14 protein-coding genes, 1 tRNA gene and 1 other RNA gene are annotated in these 15480 nt (G+C 33.7%); 5 read left to right on the top strand and 11 right to left on the bottom strand.

Annotated features, from left to right (window positions below; genetic code table 11):
- Positions 1–45 precede the first annotated feature (45 nt).
- The 5 genes from PC_RS03500 to PC_RS03480 form a co-directional block, all read right to left on the bottom strand.
- The gene (locus PC_RS03500; RefSeq protein WP_011175277.1) at positions 46–1254 is read right to left on the bottom strand and encodes a hypothetical protein; all 1209 of its coding nucleotides are present in this window, start codon (positions 1252–1254) and stop codon (positions 46–48) included.
- Between the two features lie 310 nt (positions 1255–1564).
- Entirely contained in the window at positions 1565–2059 is a 495-nt protein-coding gene (locus PC_RS03495) for an ABC transporter permease family protein (protein WP_011175276.1), read from the bottom strand.
- A 164-nt stretch (positions 2060–2223) separates the two neighbouring features.
- A complete protein-coding gene (gene sthA / locus PC_RS03490; protein WP_011175275.1) occupies positions 2224–3621 on the bottom strand; it encodes a Si-specific NAD(P)(+) transhydrogenase in 1398 nt (465 codons plus the stop codon).
- A 274-nt stretch (positions 3622–3895) separates the two neighbouring features.
- A complete protein-coding gene (locus PC_RS03485) occupies positions 3896–4117 on the bottom strand; it encodes a hypothetical protein (RefSeq protein ID WP_044044877.1) in 222 nt (73 codons plus the stop codon).
- 515 nt (positions 4118–4632) lie between these two features.
- Positions 4633–4714, bottom strand: a tRNA-Leu gene (locus PC_RS03480).
- A gap of 205 nt (positions 4715–4919) precedes the next feature.
- On the opposite strand from PC_RS03480, the gene PC_RS03475 reads away from it, so the two are divergent.
- Both PC_RS03475 and PC_RS03470 read left to right on the top strand, forming a co-directional pair.
- Entirely contained in the window at positions 4920–5426 is a 507-nt protein-coding gene (locus PC_RS03475) for an NUDIX hydrolase (RefSeq protein WP_011175273.1), read from the top strand.
- An 87-nt stretch (positions 5427–5513) separates the two neighbouring features.
- Positions 5514–5825: a hypothetical protein gene (locus tag PC_RS03470; RefSeq protein WP_044044876.1), complete on the top strand. Its 312-nt coding sequence runs from the start codon at positions 5514–5516 to the stop codon at positions 5823–5825.
- A 26-nt stretch (positions 5826–5851) separates the two neighbouring features.
- Here the strand turns inward: PC_RS03470 and PC_RS03465 are convergent, their stop codons facing one another.
- From PC_RS03465 to PC_RS03445, 6 genes are all read right to left on the bottom strand, one after another.
- The gene (locus tag PC_RS03465) at positions 5852–6994 is read right to left on the bottom strand and encodes a cysteine desulfurase family protein (protein ID WP_044044874.1); all 1143 of its coding nucleotides are present in this window, start codon (positions 6992–6994) and stop codon (positions 5852–5854) included.
- Positions 6972–7751, bottom strand: coding sequence for a Stp1/IreP family PP2C-type Ser/Thr phosphatase (locus tag PC_RS03460; protein WP_011175270.1), 780 nt, complete (start codon positions 7749–7751; stop codon positions 6972–6974). Before PC_RS03460 ends, PC_RS03465 begins: the two co-directional genes overlap by 23 nt.
- A gap of 248 nt (positions 7752–7999) precedes the next feature.
- Positions 8000–9232 carry a serpin family protein gene (locus PC_RS03455; protein WP_011175269.1) on the bottom strand — a complete coding sequence of 411 codons (1233 nt, stop codon included), beginning with the start codon at positions 9230–9232 and terminating at the stop codon, positions 8000–8002.
- An 11-nt stretch (positions 9233–9243) separates the two neighbouring features.
- Complete coding sequence (locus tag PC_RS03450) at positions 9244–10119, bottom strand: CPBP family intramembrane glutamic endopeptidase (protein WP_011175268.1); 876 nt, start codon at positions 10117–10119, stop codon at positions 9244–9246.
- A gap of 1016 nt (positions 10120–11135) precedes the next feature.
- An RNA gene (ffs, locus tag PC_RS10305) (signal recognition particle sRNA small type) lies at positions 11136–11234 on the bottom strand.
- Between the two features lie 61 nt (positions 11235–11295).
- A complete protein-coding gene (locus PC_RS03445; RefSeq protein WP_011175267.1) occupies positions 11296–11949 on the bottom strand; it encodes a MazG family protein in 654 nt (217 codons plus the stop codon).
- A gap of 105 nt (positions 11950–12054) precedes the next feature.
- Between PC_RS03445 and PC_RS03440 the strand changes: the two genes are divergently transcribed.
- The 3 genes from PC_RS03440 to PC_RS03430 all read left to right on the top strand — a co-directional run bounded on the left by PC_RS03440 (position 12055) and on the right by PC_RS03430 (position 15372).
- A complete protein-coding gene (locus PC_RS03440) occupies positions 12055–12543 on the top strand; it encodes an NUDIX hydrolase (protein ID WP_052278644.1) in 489 nt (162 codons plus the stop codon).
- 355 nt (positions 12544–12898) lie between these two features.
- Positions 12899–13216: a DMT family transporter gene (locus PC_RS03435; protein ID WP_044044870.1), complete on the top strand. Its 318-nt coding sequence runs from the start codon at positions 12899–12901 to the stop codon at positions 13214–13216.
- A gap of 818 nt (positions 13217–14034) precedes the next feature.
- Positions 14035–15372: an SEL1-like repeat protein gene (locus tag PC_RS03430; protein WP_011175264.1), complete on the top strand. Its 1338-nt coding sequence runs from the start codon at positions 14035–14037 to the stop codon at positions 15370–15372.
- The last annotated feature ends 108 nt before the right edge of the window (positions 15373–15480 follow it).

Raw genomic sequence — 15480 nt, 5'->3', positions numbered from 1 at the left:
GTCTACAAGCCTCGATTAAGAAGAAGTTTGTAGACAATCTTTTTTTTATTCTAAAATCATGATTTCGTCTCTAAAGTAAGCGATTAATCGTTCTACATCTGCTTGTCTAAATGGACGGATTTCTTCCATACTATCTTTTCCTTCGATTTCATAAATCTTTCTTTCTTCTACCAAATAATCTTCAAATTCATCTGCTTTTGGGGTATCTACGCTGCTTAAACTCCCTTCACGGATTTTCTTTTCTCTAAAGACCTTTATCTCTTCTTCAAAAATTTTTTCGAATGTACTTTCTTTTGTATAATCTAAAATCAGCTTAATATCTGCAATTTCAACCCCTTTTTCTGTGAGTTGTGTGATGGCATATTCTTGCAGATGCCTAGCACGTGCTTCAAAACAAATATTACCGTCGTCAAAAGCTTCATTAAAAAAATCTTCTAGAGTTCCTTGTGATTCATGATAAGCAAACTGCTCTTCTAAGATTTTCAAAGTCCCTTCTATGCTTTCTATCAAAGTTTGAGCAGAGTTAAGTCCAGTATGGATATATAAACCGCTGATTTCTTGCACAAATTGATGGGGACTATCATCCTCGATTAAACGGCGCTTAATTTCATCCAAATTATCTTTTACTTTTGCACATCCTTGTACCATCAGTGAAATATACTCGTATTTGTTCATTCCTTCGTCCTTTAAGCCAATTTTTTTTCCCACCAAATTCCATAAAGTAGAAGGAGCCCAGCTGTTTCTTAGGGCTTTGCTAACAAAATTGCGAATAATATTCATAGAAAAAAACAAGAACGTTTCATTTAATTTTAAATCAGGCCTTGTTTCATCGCTTTTCGCTCCCAATTTTTCCTTATATGAATCGATTGAATTGAGCATTTTTTTATAATTAATGGGAGATTTAGCAGCAGCCTCACTAAGAGGAATATCAACAATTGCTGTGTTGATAAAAGTGTTAAATTGTGTGGGATTTAAAGCCATTTCTTTTGCTAATAAAGGAGCATTTTCCATATCAGTGACAAGAATTTCACTTAAAGTTGTTTGAAAATTGATAATATTTTGCCGCATTTTATGCGTGTCAACAAACTGCGACACTTCTCCTATTTTTTTTTCTTTATTCTCTTCTTTTCCTACCTGTTCAACACCTTTTTCAGCGGTCTGTGATTCTTGAGATGCGTTAGGATTTGCTGAATTAGAAGAAAGTTCAGGCGAACGAATAGAAATTGGCCTATGATTATAATCTCCTGTTAACATAATCCCCCTTAATAAATTAATTATAAAATCAACTATAATTAATATTAAGTAATAATTATTTATTATATTTAAAATATTAATTAATAAAATATTAAATATTTTATTAATTAATGATTTTTAAATTTAACTAATAGATTTTTCATACATTTCGTTGTAGCGAATCAATGTCTTTTAACCTGGGATTGCAAATAGAATGCCAAACAGGCTAAAAAAGATCTGGCAAACCAAATGAGTTAGCAAGTTTGGAGAAGAAGTTGGTTTAAATGTAAAATGGAAAGGAAAGCCCAAAAATTAATTTTTTAAGATAATATTAATTTAATTTAAAAAAACGTTTAAGGATATTCTTTAAGAAATCACTACTTGAATGCTCGCCAGAAAGAGAGAAATAAACAGCCATTAATCCAATTCCTATCGCTGGATTAAACACGCCAATGACACAGCCCAATCCAGCTATGACAACATTGACATACAATTTCCATAGCGTCGCTACGCTTTGGTTCAATTCTTGATTTTGTAAAAGAAAAACCAATGCGCCTAAAGTAGCCAAACTGGCAATTACTAATAGCCCTAAACCAAATACAAGGCAAAAAACAACACCTAAAAAGCAAAGGAACCGTAATGGAAAAGGGCGTTGCGATGTTAAAGATTCTGTATCATTGGTAGGATTACCATCAGAATCATAATGAGTTTGACTTTGTCCACCTTTTCTATCATCAATAAGGATAAATTCTGGCTTTTTATAAACAATGTTTTCTTTTGAATCGTTTTGATTAGATTCTTGAGAAGTTTTATCTGCATCGTTCATTTAGGCCTACCTTCATAGACTTTAATCTTCAAAATCTGAAGTTTTTATTCGAAGTTCAGTTTAATTTTCGTTGAGGTTTTAAGATGCCAGTAAATAGGTGGAATTTCAAGGAGAAAAAACAAATATAAAAAAACCAAATGCGTTTATCAAAGAGTTAAATTCAATTATTTTTTAAATTTAATTTTATTTACTCCGTTTAATGCAGCTACTCTATACCCTTCAGCATAAGTCGGATAGTTAAAAACGTGATCAATAAAATAATCGATATGGGCTCGAAAACTGATTCCCATCTGACCAATGTGAATCACCTCTGTGGCATTTCGACCAATGACATGAACCCCTAAAATTTCTAAGGTTTCGGCATGAAAAAGAATTTTAAAAAGTCCTGTATTGCTACCAGCGATATGGCTACGGGCAATTTCATAATAATGAGCTCTTCCCACTTCATAATGAAATCCCCACGCTTTTAATTCTTCTTCTGTATAACCGCAGCTTGAAATTTCAGGAATAGTATAAATTCCCACAGGATAAAAAGTCGGAAAATGATGCGTTTGAACGCCACAAGCATGGCGAGCAGCCAAACGTCCTTGTTCCATACTTGTCGAGGCTAAACATGGGCCTCCAATGACGTCTCCCACCGCATAAATATGGGGAATTACCGTTTGGAATAAGGCATTCACAGGAATATAGCCTTTCGCATCAACGATGATTCCTGTATTTTCGACGTGTAAAGCTTCGATGTTGGCAAGTCGCCCCAATGCATAAAGTAAAACATCTGCTTCTAGAGAAGAACCATCTTTGAATTTGACATAAGCGTGGTCTTCTACTCTTGAAATTTCTACAGGTTCTTTTTTTCCTAAGAATTTTAATCCGATATCTGTCAAAGCTGTTTGTAAATGAATGCCGATTTCTGCGTCTAACAAAGGAAGCATATGATCTTTTCGATCGATCACTGTGACTTCTGTTCCAAGAGCTGCAAAAAAGCTTGCATACTCTGATCCAATAATCCCTCCTCCCAAGACAATCATGCTTTTAGGAACTCGGCCGATGCCAAGCAAGGTAGTAGAATCTAAAATTACTTGTTGATCAAATGGAACATCAGGAGGATTGCGAGGATTAGAGCCTGTTGCGATAATAAAACTTGTTGCTTTGATTTGATATTTAAGCCGAAAATCATTATCGACAACAATTAAAGTGTGTTGATTTTCAAATCTTGCTGATCCTTGAATAACACGAATGCTATTTTTTTTAAATTGCCTCGTGATAATGTTCCGTTCTTCATTAATGACGGTATGAAGGCGAACATTGAGTTCATCAATCGTGACATTCGGAAGAATATAGTCTTTTCCTGCAAAATGACGATCATGGAAGCGGGTTAAATCAACAACAGCTTCTCTAAAAGTTTTAGAGGGAATAGTTCCCGAGTATAAACAAGCACCACCTAATTCAGGCTCTTTTTCAATTACAATGACATTTTTTCCTAACTTAGCGGCTTGAATCGCAGCTTTTTGTCCTGCAGGCCCTGATCCAATAATAACGATATCTGTTTTAATTTCTTCCATAATCCCTTATAAGCAATTAATCTCTAAAAAACTTTGATATAACGCGTTCAAATGAAAAAATCCATCAAATAATTAATATAACTATCGATGCTGAAAAACCTCTCTTCAACATCAATAGAAGAGAACAAAAAAATAAATTTACCTTTAAGATGTAGTCAAGCCAGGAAGAAATAGGCCGGCCTCGACATTGAAAGTTTTGGCACAATTTATTGCTTCGCCTAGCGTAATCAAATGCCCCTGTCGTGATAAACTCATCTTATAATAAATTTTTTCTTTAACAAAGCGTCCCTTTTCTATTTAAAATTTCCGCTATTTCCCCATTGTGCAAAAAAGAACATCGACTCCCCTTTTGTAACCATTTTGCCCCGTCACATTTTTGTGCTGCGCTACGTTTGACGCGTGGAAATGAATGCAATTTCATTGATTTGGCATGATTTTGAGGAGAAAATATTAAGGGATACGGAGTGTAAGAGTCTAATGGAAATAAATCTGGCATCCTATCTCCTAAATTCAACGAATTTTGGAACAAATTTATTAAAATGACGCAATTGAAAATAACAACGGTTTGAGTAATTGATTTAGAACTTTTAGAAGAATTAAAATTCTTAGCACAAATGATTTTTCAGCCTAGAATCAAATAAATTTTAGAGGTGTATAAAACATACACATATACAAAAAAATTTTATTGGCAAAGAAAAATTTAAAGAAGTGTTGACGATAAAAATTTTATGCTTGCAAGACATAGAGTTTTAACACTAAAGCTAAAATTGTCGTTCCAGCCTTGTAAAAATTTTTGTTTATATAAATTATTTTAAGATTTTTTCATGAGGTTAGGCCTTGCTCGTCAGACAAAGGAAAACTTTAATAGTTCTAAAGTGGGCGGAAAAACGACAGCCTCTAAATTTTATATTTTAAAACTGAAAATTTGAAGGCAAAAAGCTATTTTTAATTCTACTTAAGTAGCTTAAAATAAAAAAGGACACTTTCTAATTAAAAAAGTGTCCTGTAATATGCCCAGAATAGGACTCGAACCTACACACCTTACGGCACCAGAACCTAAATCTGGCGTGTCTACCAATTTCACCATCTGGGCAGATGAATGATAAAGACTATAAAAAACAATACTTTTTGTCAATACTATCGTTACTTCTCCTTACCGCAATATTGCTAGAGGAAAATTTATTTGCTGTCTTTTCTCCCTGATTCCACGAGGAAAACTGTCAATACAACAATTCAAATTAGTAATATTTTCAACAAAAGTATAAAATATACATTTTTTATTTACCTAAGATAAGTGTATGCCCATGCTCCCTGCTGCAATAGGAATAGTTTTAGATCAAACTGAAAAAAAAATTTTATTGGTTAAAAGAAAAGATGTGCCAGTTTGGGTGCTTCCAGGTGGTGGAATTGAAATAGGAGAAAAGCCTTTTGATGCTGTCTTGAGAGAAATTTGGGAAGAAACCAATCTGAAGGTCAAAGTCATGAGGCAGGTTGCTGAATATACACCAATTAATCGTTTAGCAACCTTGACTTTTGTTTTTCTTTGCAAATTGAGAGAAGGAACCCCTCAGCTATCAAATGAAACAAGTGATATTGCCTTTTTTTCCATTGATGCACTTCCTTCTAGCTTATTTAATCCTCATCGAGACTGGATAAACGAGGGTTTAAAAACAAAATCTTTAGTTAAAAAACCTCTTACTCAAATTACGTATTGGGCAACCTTTAAGTATTTTTTTCAACACCCACTTTTTTTACTTAAATATGCTTGGACTAGATGGGTTAAAAATAGACACGAACGAAACTAAAGTGACTCAACGCAAGTTTTATCATTTGACAAACCTCTTCCAAAAGAAATAAACTCTGTTCATTAACTATCATTCTTGAAGGCATTGATGCGAACTTTCTTTTATAGAGAAATTTTTATCCGCTCTTGGTGGGTCATCGCTTTTTTGCTTTTGTGCGCAATTTTGTACGAAAGCGGCTTGAAAAAGAAAAATCATGATTTCTTGCTTCTAAATAAACAACTAATCAATTTGCAAAATGAAAAACAGAAAGCTCTTCAAAAACAACAAGATTTAAAATGGCAAATTAATAGTCAGAGCGACCTAGCTTGGATAGAGCTTACTTTAATGAAGGGGTTAGGCCTTGTTCCTGAAGGAAAGAAAAAAGTTTTTTTTTATCCTTCCGATAATCAAACACACTAAATTCCTGTTTCAATGCCTCAACATGTCTAAGTAAAAGAATTGGATTTAAATTTCGTGATAGTTTTAACAAGAACTTGAATCGTTTGTTTAATATCCTCCTCTGTTGTCATACGGCCCACAGAAAAGCGAATCGCAGATCCTGCACGTTTATTAGAAAAACCCATATTCAACAGGACACGGGAGGGTTCAAGAGCTCCTGATGAGCAAGCAGATCCATGACTCACAGAAATCCCTTGCATGTCTAACTGCATCAAGAGTGTTTCTCCATCAATACCAACAAATGATAAGTTAGAAGTGTTGGCGATACGGGGAGCATCGCCATTAATGATCACCTGATCTAATTGATTGATCAATCCCTTTTCTAATTGATCTCGTCTTGAGCGTAATTGATTAGTAATCTTTTCTTGGCTTTCCGATAAAATAGAAATGCCTTCTGCTAAAGCAACAATACCTGCTAAATTCTCTGTTCCAGATCGACGATTTTGCTCTTGGCCCCCTCCTATTATCTGAGGCATTAATTTTAACCCTTGTCGAACAAAACAAAAACCGATTCCTTTAGGGACATGCACTTTGTGGCCACTAAAAAACATGGCTGATACCCCTTTAGGAATATTAAACATTTCTTTTCCGAGTAAGGCAACCCCATCTACAATAAAAGGGATTTGAGCCTCTTGAGCAATCGCAGCACAAGCTTCTATATCTGTTTTTACGCCTGTTTCGTTATTAGCAGCCATTAAAGTAATGAGTCGCGTTTGAGATCCAATAGCTTCTTTTAGTTTTTGTGGATCTACAGCACCCCATGAACCTGTTTCAAGGAACGTGACAGAATGTCCTTGTTTTTCCATTTTTTTCAAAACTTCATCAACGCAGGCATGTTCGACATTTGATGAAATGATCTGCCCCAAAGAAAAATGTTGAAGAACTCCCTTAATAAGAAGATTAGCTCCTTCTGTTCCGCCTGAAGTGAAAATAATTTCTTGTGGTTTGACTTTTAGAAAGCGAGCAATTATTTGACGACTTTCTTCTAATTTTTTGCGACAGAACTGCCCGTGATAATGAACGCTTGAAGGATTTCCCTCTTCTTCTTGAAGTTCTTGGATCAGAACTTTCAAAACGCGAGGATCGATCGCGGTGCTAGAATTGCAATCAAGATAGACTCGCCGATTCATATTTTCCCTGAACTTTAATAACAACAACTGTGATGTTATCGTGTCCTCCTCTCGATTTCGCCACTTTTACCAATTTTTTGGTAACTTCATCATCAGGAGTATCTGATAAAATTTGTTGAATGTCTTGAATGCTTAATAAATCACTCAATCCATCTGTACACATCAAAATAACATCACCTACTTCAATGGAATCTATTTTGAGGGAAGGTTCAACAAAAGGTCCTGTACCAATTGCCTTAGTGATGATATTTTTATAAGCAAATTCGCACGCTTGATGTTCGCTTAACTGACCTAATTCAATAAGTTCTCGAAGCAGAGAATGATCTTGAGTAATTTGCTTTAAATTGTTATCTCTCAATCGATAAATTCGACTATCTCCTACGTGTCCAAAAATCACCCCTTCCGAATGTAGGCAAACACAGCACAATGTTGTCCCCATTCCACGAAGTATCTCTTGTTCGCGGCCCATTTTATAAATGTTGTAGTTGACTTCCTGAATGGATTCTTTGATCATTTCGAAAGAAGATTTGATATCTTTTGAGCAACGACTGAATTTTTCTTTAAACTTTGCGCAAAGTTGGCTGACAGCTTCCTTTGAAGCAACTTCGCCGGCACGGTGTCCGCCCATTCCATCTGCTAAAACAAAAAAATGATCTTCTAGAATTTGTCCCCAAGAATCTTCATTATTTTGCCTAACAAGACCAACATCCGAGATGCCATAAACTAAGGTTTTATAGAACATTGCTTGAAGAGCCATAATAAAAGGTAAAACCTAAAATGGGGTCGTAAAATCATTAATATCTCTATTAACAAAAAATACCGTTGAGATACTTTTAAGACTGATTCGAAATTAATCAAATTTCTTCTCATTTCAAAAAAGTCAATGAGCTTTACAACTTTTTATTATCATTGGACGCAATCGTTGACTTACCTATACCAACCGTAAATCTCTCTCATCATAATAAATAAAACTTTTTAAGGATAGTGATACCTTTTTTAAAAAAATTATGGCTGCAAAACACGCCCTATGCTCAAAACAGAATGCGTCGATCGTTCGATAATCAAAAAAAAGAAAGGATGATCAATCAGTAATTCTTGCAGTGAAGAATCTTCTGGTTCTTCCATATTTACCCCCCAAGCTTTTGAATCACTTCCTTCTTCTGCAACATGAATTAACGTTTTGTGAATGGCGTGATTAAGTTGCAATTTTTCTCTAGTGATTCCCGTTAAATCAGCTTGTGGAGTAAATAACTCTTTGGCTCCCATCGCTTGTAAAACAGAGTTTAATTGCAATTTTTGCTCTATTCTAAAACGAGGCAAACTAAGCTTGATGCTCTGAGGAATCAAATTTTTAGTCCAATTTTTCCAGTTTTCTAAATTTAATTCTTCAAGAATTGTTTGCCATCCCATCTGCTCTTTAGGAAGTAAAATAACAAGGGAAAAATCAGGAGTAGTACCTTCTTGCGTTAAATAAGGAATTTCAATCATCGTTAATTTTTCCGTTATCAAAATTGGATACTGACCCAGAGTATGCATCATATCTACTTGTCTAACTTGGCTAGAGTTGATATAAAAAGGTTTATGTGTCGTTTGTCCTACCGGAAACATTTTTCCCCACGTCCCTTTTAAATAAAAACTTGTCGTCAAAATGAATTGATTATTTTCTGAAAATGCTTGAGGGCTGACGATATTATGAATGCGATTATTTGTCTGTTTTAGAGTCCAATCATTAATCTCTTTTAAACTATTAACAGAGTTTTCTTTAAAGTTAATTTTTTGAAGTTCTGAAAAAAAATTTTTTTTATAGGCATATTGATAAGCAGGGATGACTGATACATCTTTTTGTAACCAAACCGAATTTGCTAAAAAAACTTGAGATCCATTTTTTTCTTTAGGGATGGTAACAAAAAACTGATCTAAGCTACCAATGAGAGGATTGAAACTCATAGGATAATTTAAAATTTGCCGAATTTGATTTAATGTTGTCCCTTTTGCCCCAAGAGCTAATCGAGATAAACCAGACGCAATACTATAGGAAGAGCAAACAATATTTCCTTTATATTGCTTGTTTAAATGTTGTAATAACGCAAAAGCAAAACGGTTATTGCCATCGACGACAATATTAAAATGTTGGTCTTCCGTAGAAACTTTTGCATTTGTTAAAATCTCTTGTTCTTGAGAAAAAAGATAACTCATCATAGAAATCAACAAAAATATACTCACTCGCATATATTTCATTTGTTTACCTTTTATTTCGACATTAAAATAAAAATGACGCTCATCATATTAAAAAATCCGTGAAGTCCAATAGATGCCCATAACGAACGTTGTTTTTCGTAGATGAATCCCAAAAAACTAGAAAGAATAAACAGAGAAAATAACAATTCAATATTTGTAATTCCTTGTTTAGTAGAAAAATGAAACAGGGCGAAAATCAAAGAGGTTATTCCTATTGCTAAAGAAGTATGTTTGAATTGGCTTTTCAACCAATTTTGTAAAAGCCCCCTAAACAGAAATTCCTCTGTAATAGGCACAAGGACAATAATTTCCAGAGCTGTTACTGAAACTAAAAGAGGACTTGAAAGAATGCGTTTAAAATTTTCTACAACAATTTGTTCTGTAGCCGGTTGTTTAAAAATCACTAACATCAAAATTGCAAGCAGTTGGCTTAACACCATCACAAAAGGATAACTAATCAGCCAAGCCTGTATTCCAATACTCAATTGCTTGTACCAAACAAGGGGAGTTTGTTTAAAAATTTGCAATCTTACATTAAGATTCAAGTCAAAATAAACCATTAAGACAGCTAAAAAACCTCCGAATATAATCAGAACATTAACCCATCCTTTCGCTATACTAGATAAATGTTGTAAGCTAATATCAAAAAAAATTTGACTTATCACTTCAAACAAGGCTGGAAATACAATCAATTCTGCTAAAATAAAGGCCATGAAACCTTTTAAAACACTTTTCCCGCTAATCACAGGAACACAAGTAAAGGGAAAAGGGCGAAAAAACCCTTTATGCCATGCAAAATATCCTGTGATAATAGCTAAAATTAATCCAAAAGCTAATGTATTCACGTGTTGTTGAATATGTTCTTGAAGTTCTACATCACCTAACATCTGTCAATCTCGTTTGTAGTTATGGGTTCATTGCATTTAATTATAGTGTGGGTTGACCTTTATCAAAAAACTCTTTTATATAAATTATTCTGTGAATGTTGACTAGTTTTACATGTATTTTAAAAATCATTAAAACTAATTCCACATTAGTAGCTCCTAACCATTCCTCTCAACGTTTATCTCACGAAAAAGAATGCGAGCAATCTTTGAAAGAATTTGGTTAATTAAAACTTGAACAATTTATTTCTCTTAGAAATCGAACGCAAAAAGAGTGCTTAAAGTTAATTTGGACATGACTCACTAATTATGTCGAATTAAATGGTGAAAGGTTGCGAAATTGGTTGAGATGAGGTGTACAAATCACTTGCTTGAGCTATCACAACAAACAATCTAAAAAGGCTTCAGACACATTCTATGCATCACATGAATCTAAGTAAGGGGTTATGCCTAAAACACATCTGGACGATTATGCATATGATTTTGTTATGTGTGCAGAAGTGATTGCGGAACCAAATAAAAAAGATTAGCGATTATTCTTTGCGTAAGTTAACTAGGATTGCTTAATCCTTATGGGCACATAATCTTCTCTTTTCCTATGAAATTTATACAGAATTTGAGATCATTGACTCAAAAAAATAAGCTACCATGCTTTTTTTATTAGGCTCGAAAAGTTTTACAATATCCCTAAAATGCGCCTAAGCATCGCAAGATCCCTCACTTTAAACAAACTAAATTCAAAAATGAACCCGGCTTAAAAACTTAGTTTGCTCTTCAAACAAAGTTTTCAGTGGTCTGTTTCTAGTTTATTCTCAAACTATTTACCAATTACTTCTTAAATCATCCCAAAATAATCTTCCTTTTTTACATACAGTAGAAATCTATTCGCGAATTTATTTGGAGTGATAAGGAACTAGTCATTACATTTTTCTTCCTAAGCGAAAAGCATTTGTAGCGATAGCTGAAAAGGAAAAACTGGTTGAAGAAATCAGTAGAAAGGAAGTTTGAGATTAAAATAAAAAACCGGAGATTATCTCAAGGCATAAGTATGATTCTTAAGGCTGCTACATTCCTGTCCTGACCTGGTTCGAACTAATTTATTCCATGAGGTCCCCGGTTAAACTTTATTTATCGGTAAACTCTAAGAAAATGTCATTTTATAACGAGTTGTGTTTTCTATCAAGCAGATTCTACACGTTTTTGAGCATTTTCCCACTGACGAAATTGTTGTTCTAATTGAGATAGCATTTTACGAAGTGTTGTTTCTACCTTTATTCCATTTTGAGAGGCCTTTTTAATTAGATTTAATAAGTCTTGCGCAAATAGGTCCTCTTGGGAAGAAAAATGTTCTCGATTTTGCCATGCAAAATCGGTTTTTTCAAATTCTTTAATCATTTTCTCTGCCCGCGCCAATGAAGGGAAATCTTTAGGAATCCCGTCCAACACACTCTGTCTCCACCGATTACCTTTTTCATTTTTCTTAATTATTTCCCATTGATGCTTCACTTGTGCAACTGAATCAAGCTGAATTTCTTCAAAAATATGAGGATGCCGCCTAATCAGTTTTTCATTAATCTCTTTCAACATATCATGCAAAGAAAATTTTTTGTCTCGTTCAGCCAGTTTTCCTAAAAAAATCACATTAAAACAAAGATCACCAAGCTCCTCTTTAATTTTTTCATTGTTTTCAAGATCGATGGCTTCTACTAGTTCGTAGACTTCTTCAATGACTGAACTTCGCATCGATTGAAGCGTTTGCTCTCGATCCCATGGACAACCATTTGGGGCTAACAAACGTTCAATGGTGATAATAAGAGCTTTAAAATCATCCATTTGGTTTCTCCTTTAAATAATAGGACGAAAAAATCAACAATTCGTTAACATCAATTGCAGAAATATTTTTTTAAAATTAGAATCATTTGAATTTGGATTTATTACATGAATAAACAGTTTACAGCAAGTGTTTACATTATTAATGATCAAAAAATTTTGTTAATTAAACATCCTAAACTTCAAAAGTGGCTTCCTCCAGGTGGACATGTAGAAAATAATGAAACACCAGTAGAAGCAGCTCGTCGGGAAGTGAGAGAAGAAACAGGTTTGGAAATTGAATTGATCTCCCAAGAAAATATTTGGGTGAATTATTGGAATGCAAATAGCTTTGAAAGACCCTATTTATGCCTACTAGAAGAAATCCCCCCTTATAAAGATCAACCTGCGCACCAACACATGGATTTCATTTACGTAGCAAATTTAATCTCTGCTAAAAGCTCATCGCCAAGCGAATCTCTAATTTATCAGTGGTTTGATCAAAAGGGTTTAGATTTACTCGAACCCGATGTCGATATTTTCAAAGAAACGCTACAAGTTCTTCAGCACCTTTTGGCTACTTTTTGCTCCATCCCTAAAAAATTGGTTTCTAATTAATCCTGGAGATTGTGACTCACAAATTCAACGCTTTTTTAAAATACTACTTTTTAACCAAAATAGAGATAAATATTTAAACTCTGTACCACCTTATTTAGAGAATCAAATGCCACATAAACCACTTAAAAATTATTATATTTTCGACTCAGTGCGATTCAAGCAACACTAATATTTCAATTTAATATAATAAAAATGAACAGGCTGACACCCAGCTTCATTTAAAAGCAAAAAGTAAGGCAAAAAATTTAGCTCTTGAAATTCTTTAAGGTTTAATCTATCAAATAATTCTTACAAAAAATTTTACCCGAGACATTACTTGTAATTCTTTTTAACTATTTACTTGTTGAGATTTAATTTGGGCTGGATATATTTATTGATTGCTGGTTTATTTGAAATAGGGTTTACGACTTTTCTTAAGTTGTCTAATAATTTTACTCGTCTATGGCCAACAGCTATTTTTTTTATTTTCTCGGTTTGCAGCTTTTTAGCACTTTCCTTAAGCTTAAAAACTATTCCATTAGGAACAGCTTATGCTATTTGGACTGGCATGGGAGCAGTGGGAACAGCTGTGATTGGTATTCTTTATTTTGGCGAGTCTATAGATTTTTGGCGTTTATTTTTTCTTGTCTGTCTTATTATTTCTATCATCGGACTTAAAATATCTTCTGCATAAAACATTAATTAAATATTTAATTAAAATTTTTTTAGCTTAAATTTTTTGTATCTAAATACAAGTGAAAATTTAGAGTTGAAGAACTTTTACAAATTTTTTATAAAAATGAAGTATCGAAATTTCATCCTATGGCAATAAAATTTATAGGCGAATAAATTTTTGTAAACTCTTCCCTCCCCTATTCCCCATTCAAATCCAAAATTTAAGTCAAACCAAAGTATACAAAAGTAAAACATATATTCTATAGAGCATAGATTAAACATTGGTGTTTATGCAGTTTTTCAAACTTTATTAACTTTTGTTTTAGATTTCTTTTTGAAAATATAAATAATTTTAAGCCGCTGCTAATCAAAATCATGCTTCAAAAGACTATTTTGTTTTAGCAACTTCTTTTTTGCTATTATTAAAAATAATTTAAACTTAATAAATATTATTAACAAATAAATATTAGTTTTTAAATTAATCTTTTAATCAAATTTGTTGTTATATCTATAAATTTTACGCCATTTTTTCTAAAAATTTTTAATACTAAATTTATTTTAATTATTATCGAGTAGCTTAGGTGTTTCTCACCATTGAAATGTATTTGTTTATATTTCTCTAATCAAAATTATAAATCCTAAGTAATAATCCAAATATTATTTAAAATAACTGAAGATTTAGCCAAATTTTTTATTATTAAATTTATATTTATTTACTATTTTATAAGCAACAATAAAAATTAAATTGTAAATTACATAAAAATACATGATAATTATTAATAGATAAAAAAACGACGCATTATAAAATTTACTAGTAAATTAAAAAAGGGAAACTCTATGCAATTAAAATATATAGATGGCGATATTCCTAGCAGCTACTCTGCTCTTTCTTCCAGTCCAGATCTAAAATTAAGCCAGAGTACAATAAACAATGGTAAAACATATATTCTTTTAGGAAGCTTTGAAAAAACATACCCTTTAAAGCGTAGAATTGGAATTGGAATATATGCAGCTTTTAAGACTTTATGTACGTTAGGCTTAGGGATTTTTTCTGAAAGTGTTCGAGAAGATTGGAAGTCTTTTTGGAGCGGTAAAAAAAGTAAAATTATTTACTCTTCTTCTCCCTCATTTTTACCAACTAAACTTTTGGCAGACCAAGGCGATGCAAAAGCTCAATACAAACTCGGATTGATGTATGATGAAAGCTGTGGTGTGACACAATCAGATGCAGAAGCTATTAAATATTTTAAACTCGCTGCCAAACAAGGTCATGCAGATGCTCAATATAACCTTGGGGTCAGGTATGCCAATGGGCGGGGTGTGACACAATCAGATCAAGAAGCTATTAAATATTACAAACTCGCTGCCGAACAAGGCCATGCAGATGCTCAATATGCTCTTGGATTTATGTATGCCAATAGGTGGGGTATTGCACAATCAGAGCAAGAAGCTATTAAATATTACAAACTCGCTGCCGAACAAGGTCATGCAGATGCTCAATATGCTCTTGGATTTATATATGCCAATGGACTGGGTGTTACACAATCAGATGCAGAAGCTTTTAAATATTTTAAACTCGCTGCCGAACAAGGCCATGCAAATGCTCAATACAACCTCGGAGTCAGATATTCCAATGGACGAGGTGTTACGCAATCAGATCAAGAAGCTTTTAAATATTACAAACTTGCTGCCGATCAAGGTCATGCAGATGCTCAATATAATCTTGGAGTCAGGTATGTGAATGGGCAAGGCGTTATGCGATCAGAGCAAGAAGCCGCTAAATATTACAAACTCGCTGCCGATCAAGGCTATGTAGATGCTCAATACAACCTTGGAGTCAGATATTCCAATGGACGAGGTGTTATGCAATCAGATCAAGAGGCTATTAAATATTACAAACTTGCTGCCGATCAAGGTCATGCAAAGGCTCAATACAACCTTGGAGTCAGATATTCCAATGGACGAGGTGTTACGCAATCAGAGCAAGAGGCTACTAAATATTATAAACTTGCTGCCGATCAAGGTGATGCAAAGGCTCAATACAACCTTGGAGCCAGGTATGCGAATGGGCGAGGCGTTACGCAATCAGAGCAAGAGGCTGCTAAATATTACAAACTTGCTGCCGATCAAGGCCATGCAGATGCCCAATACGAGCTTGAAACTCTAACTCTGTAAAAAAGGGGCTAGGTGTTGTACAATCCAGTCAAGAAGCTTTGAGATATTATCAACTTGCTACTGATCAAGGGAATGTCCAGGTAGCAGGAAAAATTGACTCTATTATTT

Origin of the sequence: Candidatus Protochlamydia amoebophila UWE25 (genome assembly GCF_000011565.2) — a bacterium.
Lineage (GTDB): Bacteria > Chlamydiota > Chlamydiia > Chlamydiales > Parachlamydiaceae > Protochlamydia > Protochlamydia amoebophila.
The sequence above is the reverse complement of the archived record's forward strand: the minus strand, read 5'-3'. Positions and strand labels throughout refer to the sequence as shown.

Bases quoted from the DNA above. Each gene is read 5' to 3' on its own strand.
- PC_RS03430 (WP_011175264.1), top strand. From the start codon at position 14,035: ATGCAATTAAAATATATAGATGGCGATATTCCTAGCAGCTACTCTGCT.
- sthA (WP_011175275.1), bottom strand. From the start codon at position 3,621: ATGGAAGAAATTAAAACAGATATCGTTATTATTGGATCAGGGCCTGCA.
- PC_RS03470 (WP_044044876.1), top strand. From the start codon at position 5,514: ATGCGAACTTTCTTTTATAGAGAAATTTTTATCCGCTCTTGGTGGGTC.
- PC_RS03465 (WP_044044874.1), bottom strand. From the start codon at position 6,994: ATGAATCGGCGAGTCTATCTTGATTGCAATTCTAGCACCGCGATCGAT.
- PC_RS03500 (WP_011175277.1), bottom strand. From the start codon at position 1,254: ATGTTAACAGGAGATTATAATCATAGGCCAATTTCTATTCGTTCGCCT.
- PC_RS03445 (WP_011175267.1), bottom strand. From the start codon at position 11,949: ATGGATGATTTTAAAGCTCTTATTATCACCATTGAACGTTTGTTAGCC.
- PC_RS03460 (WP_011175270.1), bottom strand. From the start codon at position 7,751: ATGGCTCTTCAAGCAATGTTCTATAAAACCTTAGTTTATGGCATCTCG.
- PC_RS03455 (WP_011175269.1), bottom strand. From the start codon at position 9,232: ATGAAATATATGCGAGTGAGTATATTTTTGTTGATTTCTATGATGAGT.
- PC_RS03475 (WP_011175273.1), top strand. From the start codon at position 4,920: ATGCCCATGCTCCCTGCTGCAATAGGAATAGTTTTAGATCAAACTGAA.
- PC_RS03495 (WP_011175276.1), bottom strand. From the start codon at position 2,059: ATGAACGATGCAGATAAAACTTCTCAAGAATCTAATCAAAACGATTCA.
- PC_RS03485 (WP_044044877.1), bottom strand. From the start codon at position 4,117: ATGCCAGATTTATTTCCATTAGACTCTTACACTCCGTATCCCTTAATA.
- PC_RS03450 (WP_011175268.1), bottom strand. From the start codon at position 10,119: ATGTTAGGTGATGTAGAACTTCAAGAACATATTCAACAACACGTGAAT.
- PC_RS03440 (WP_052278644.1), top strand. From the start codon at position 12,055: ATGAATAAACAGTTTACAGCAAGTGTTTACATTATTAATGATCAAAAA.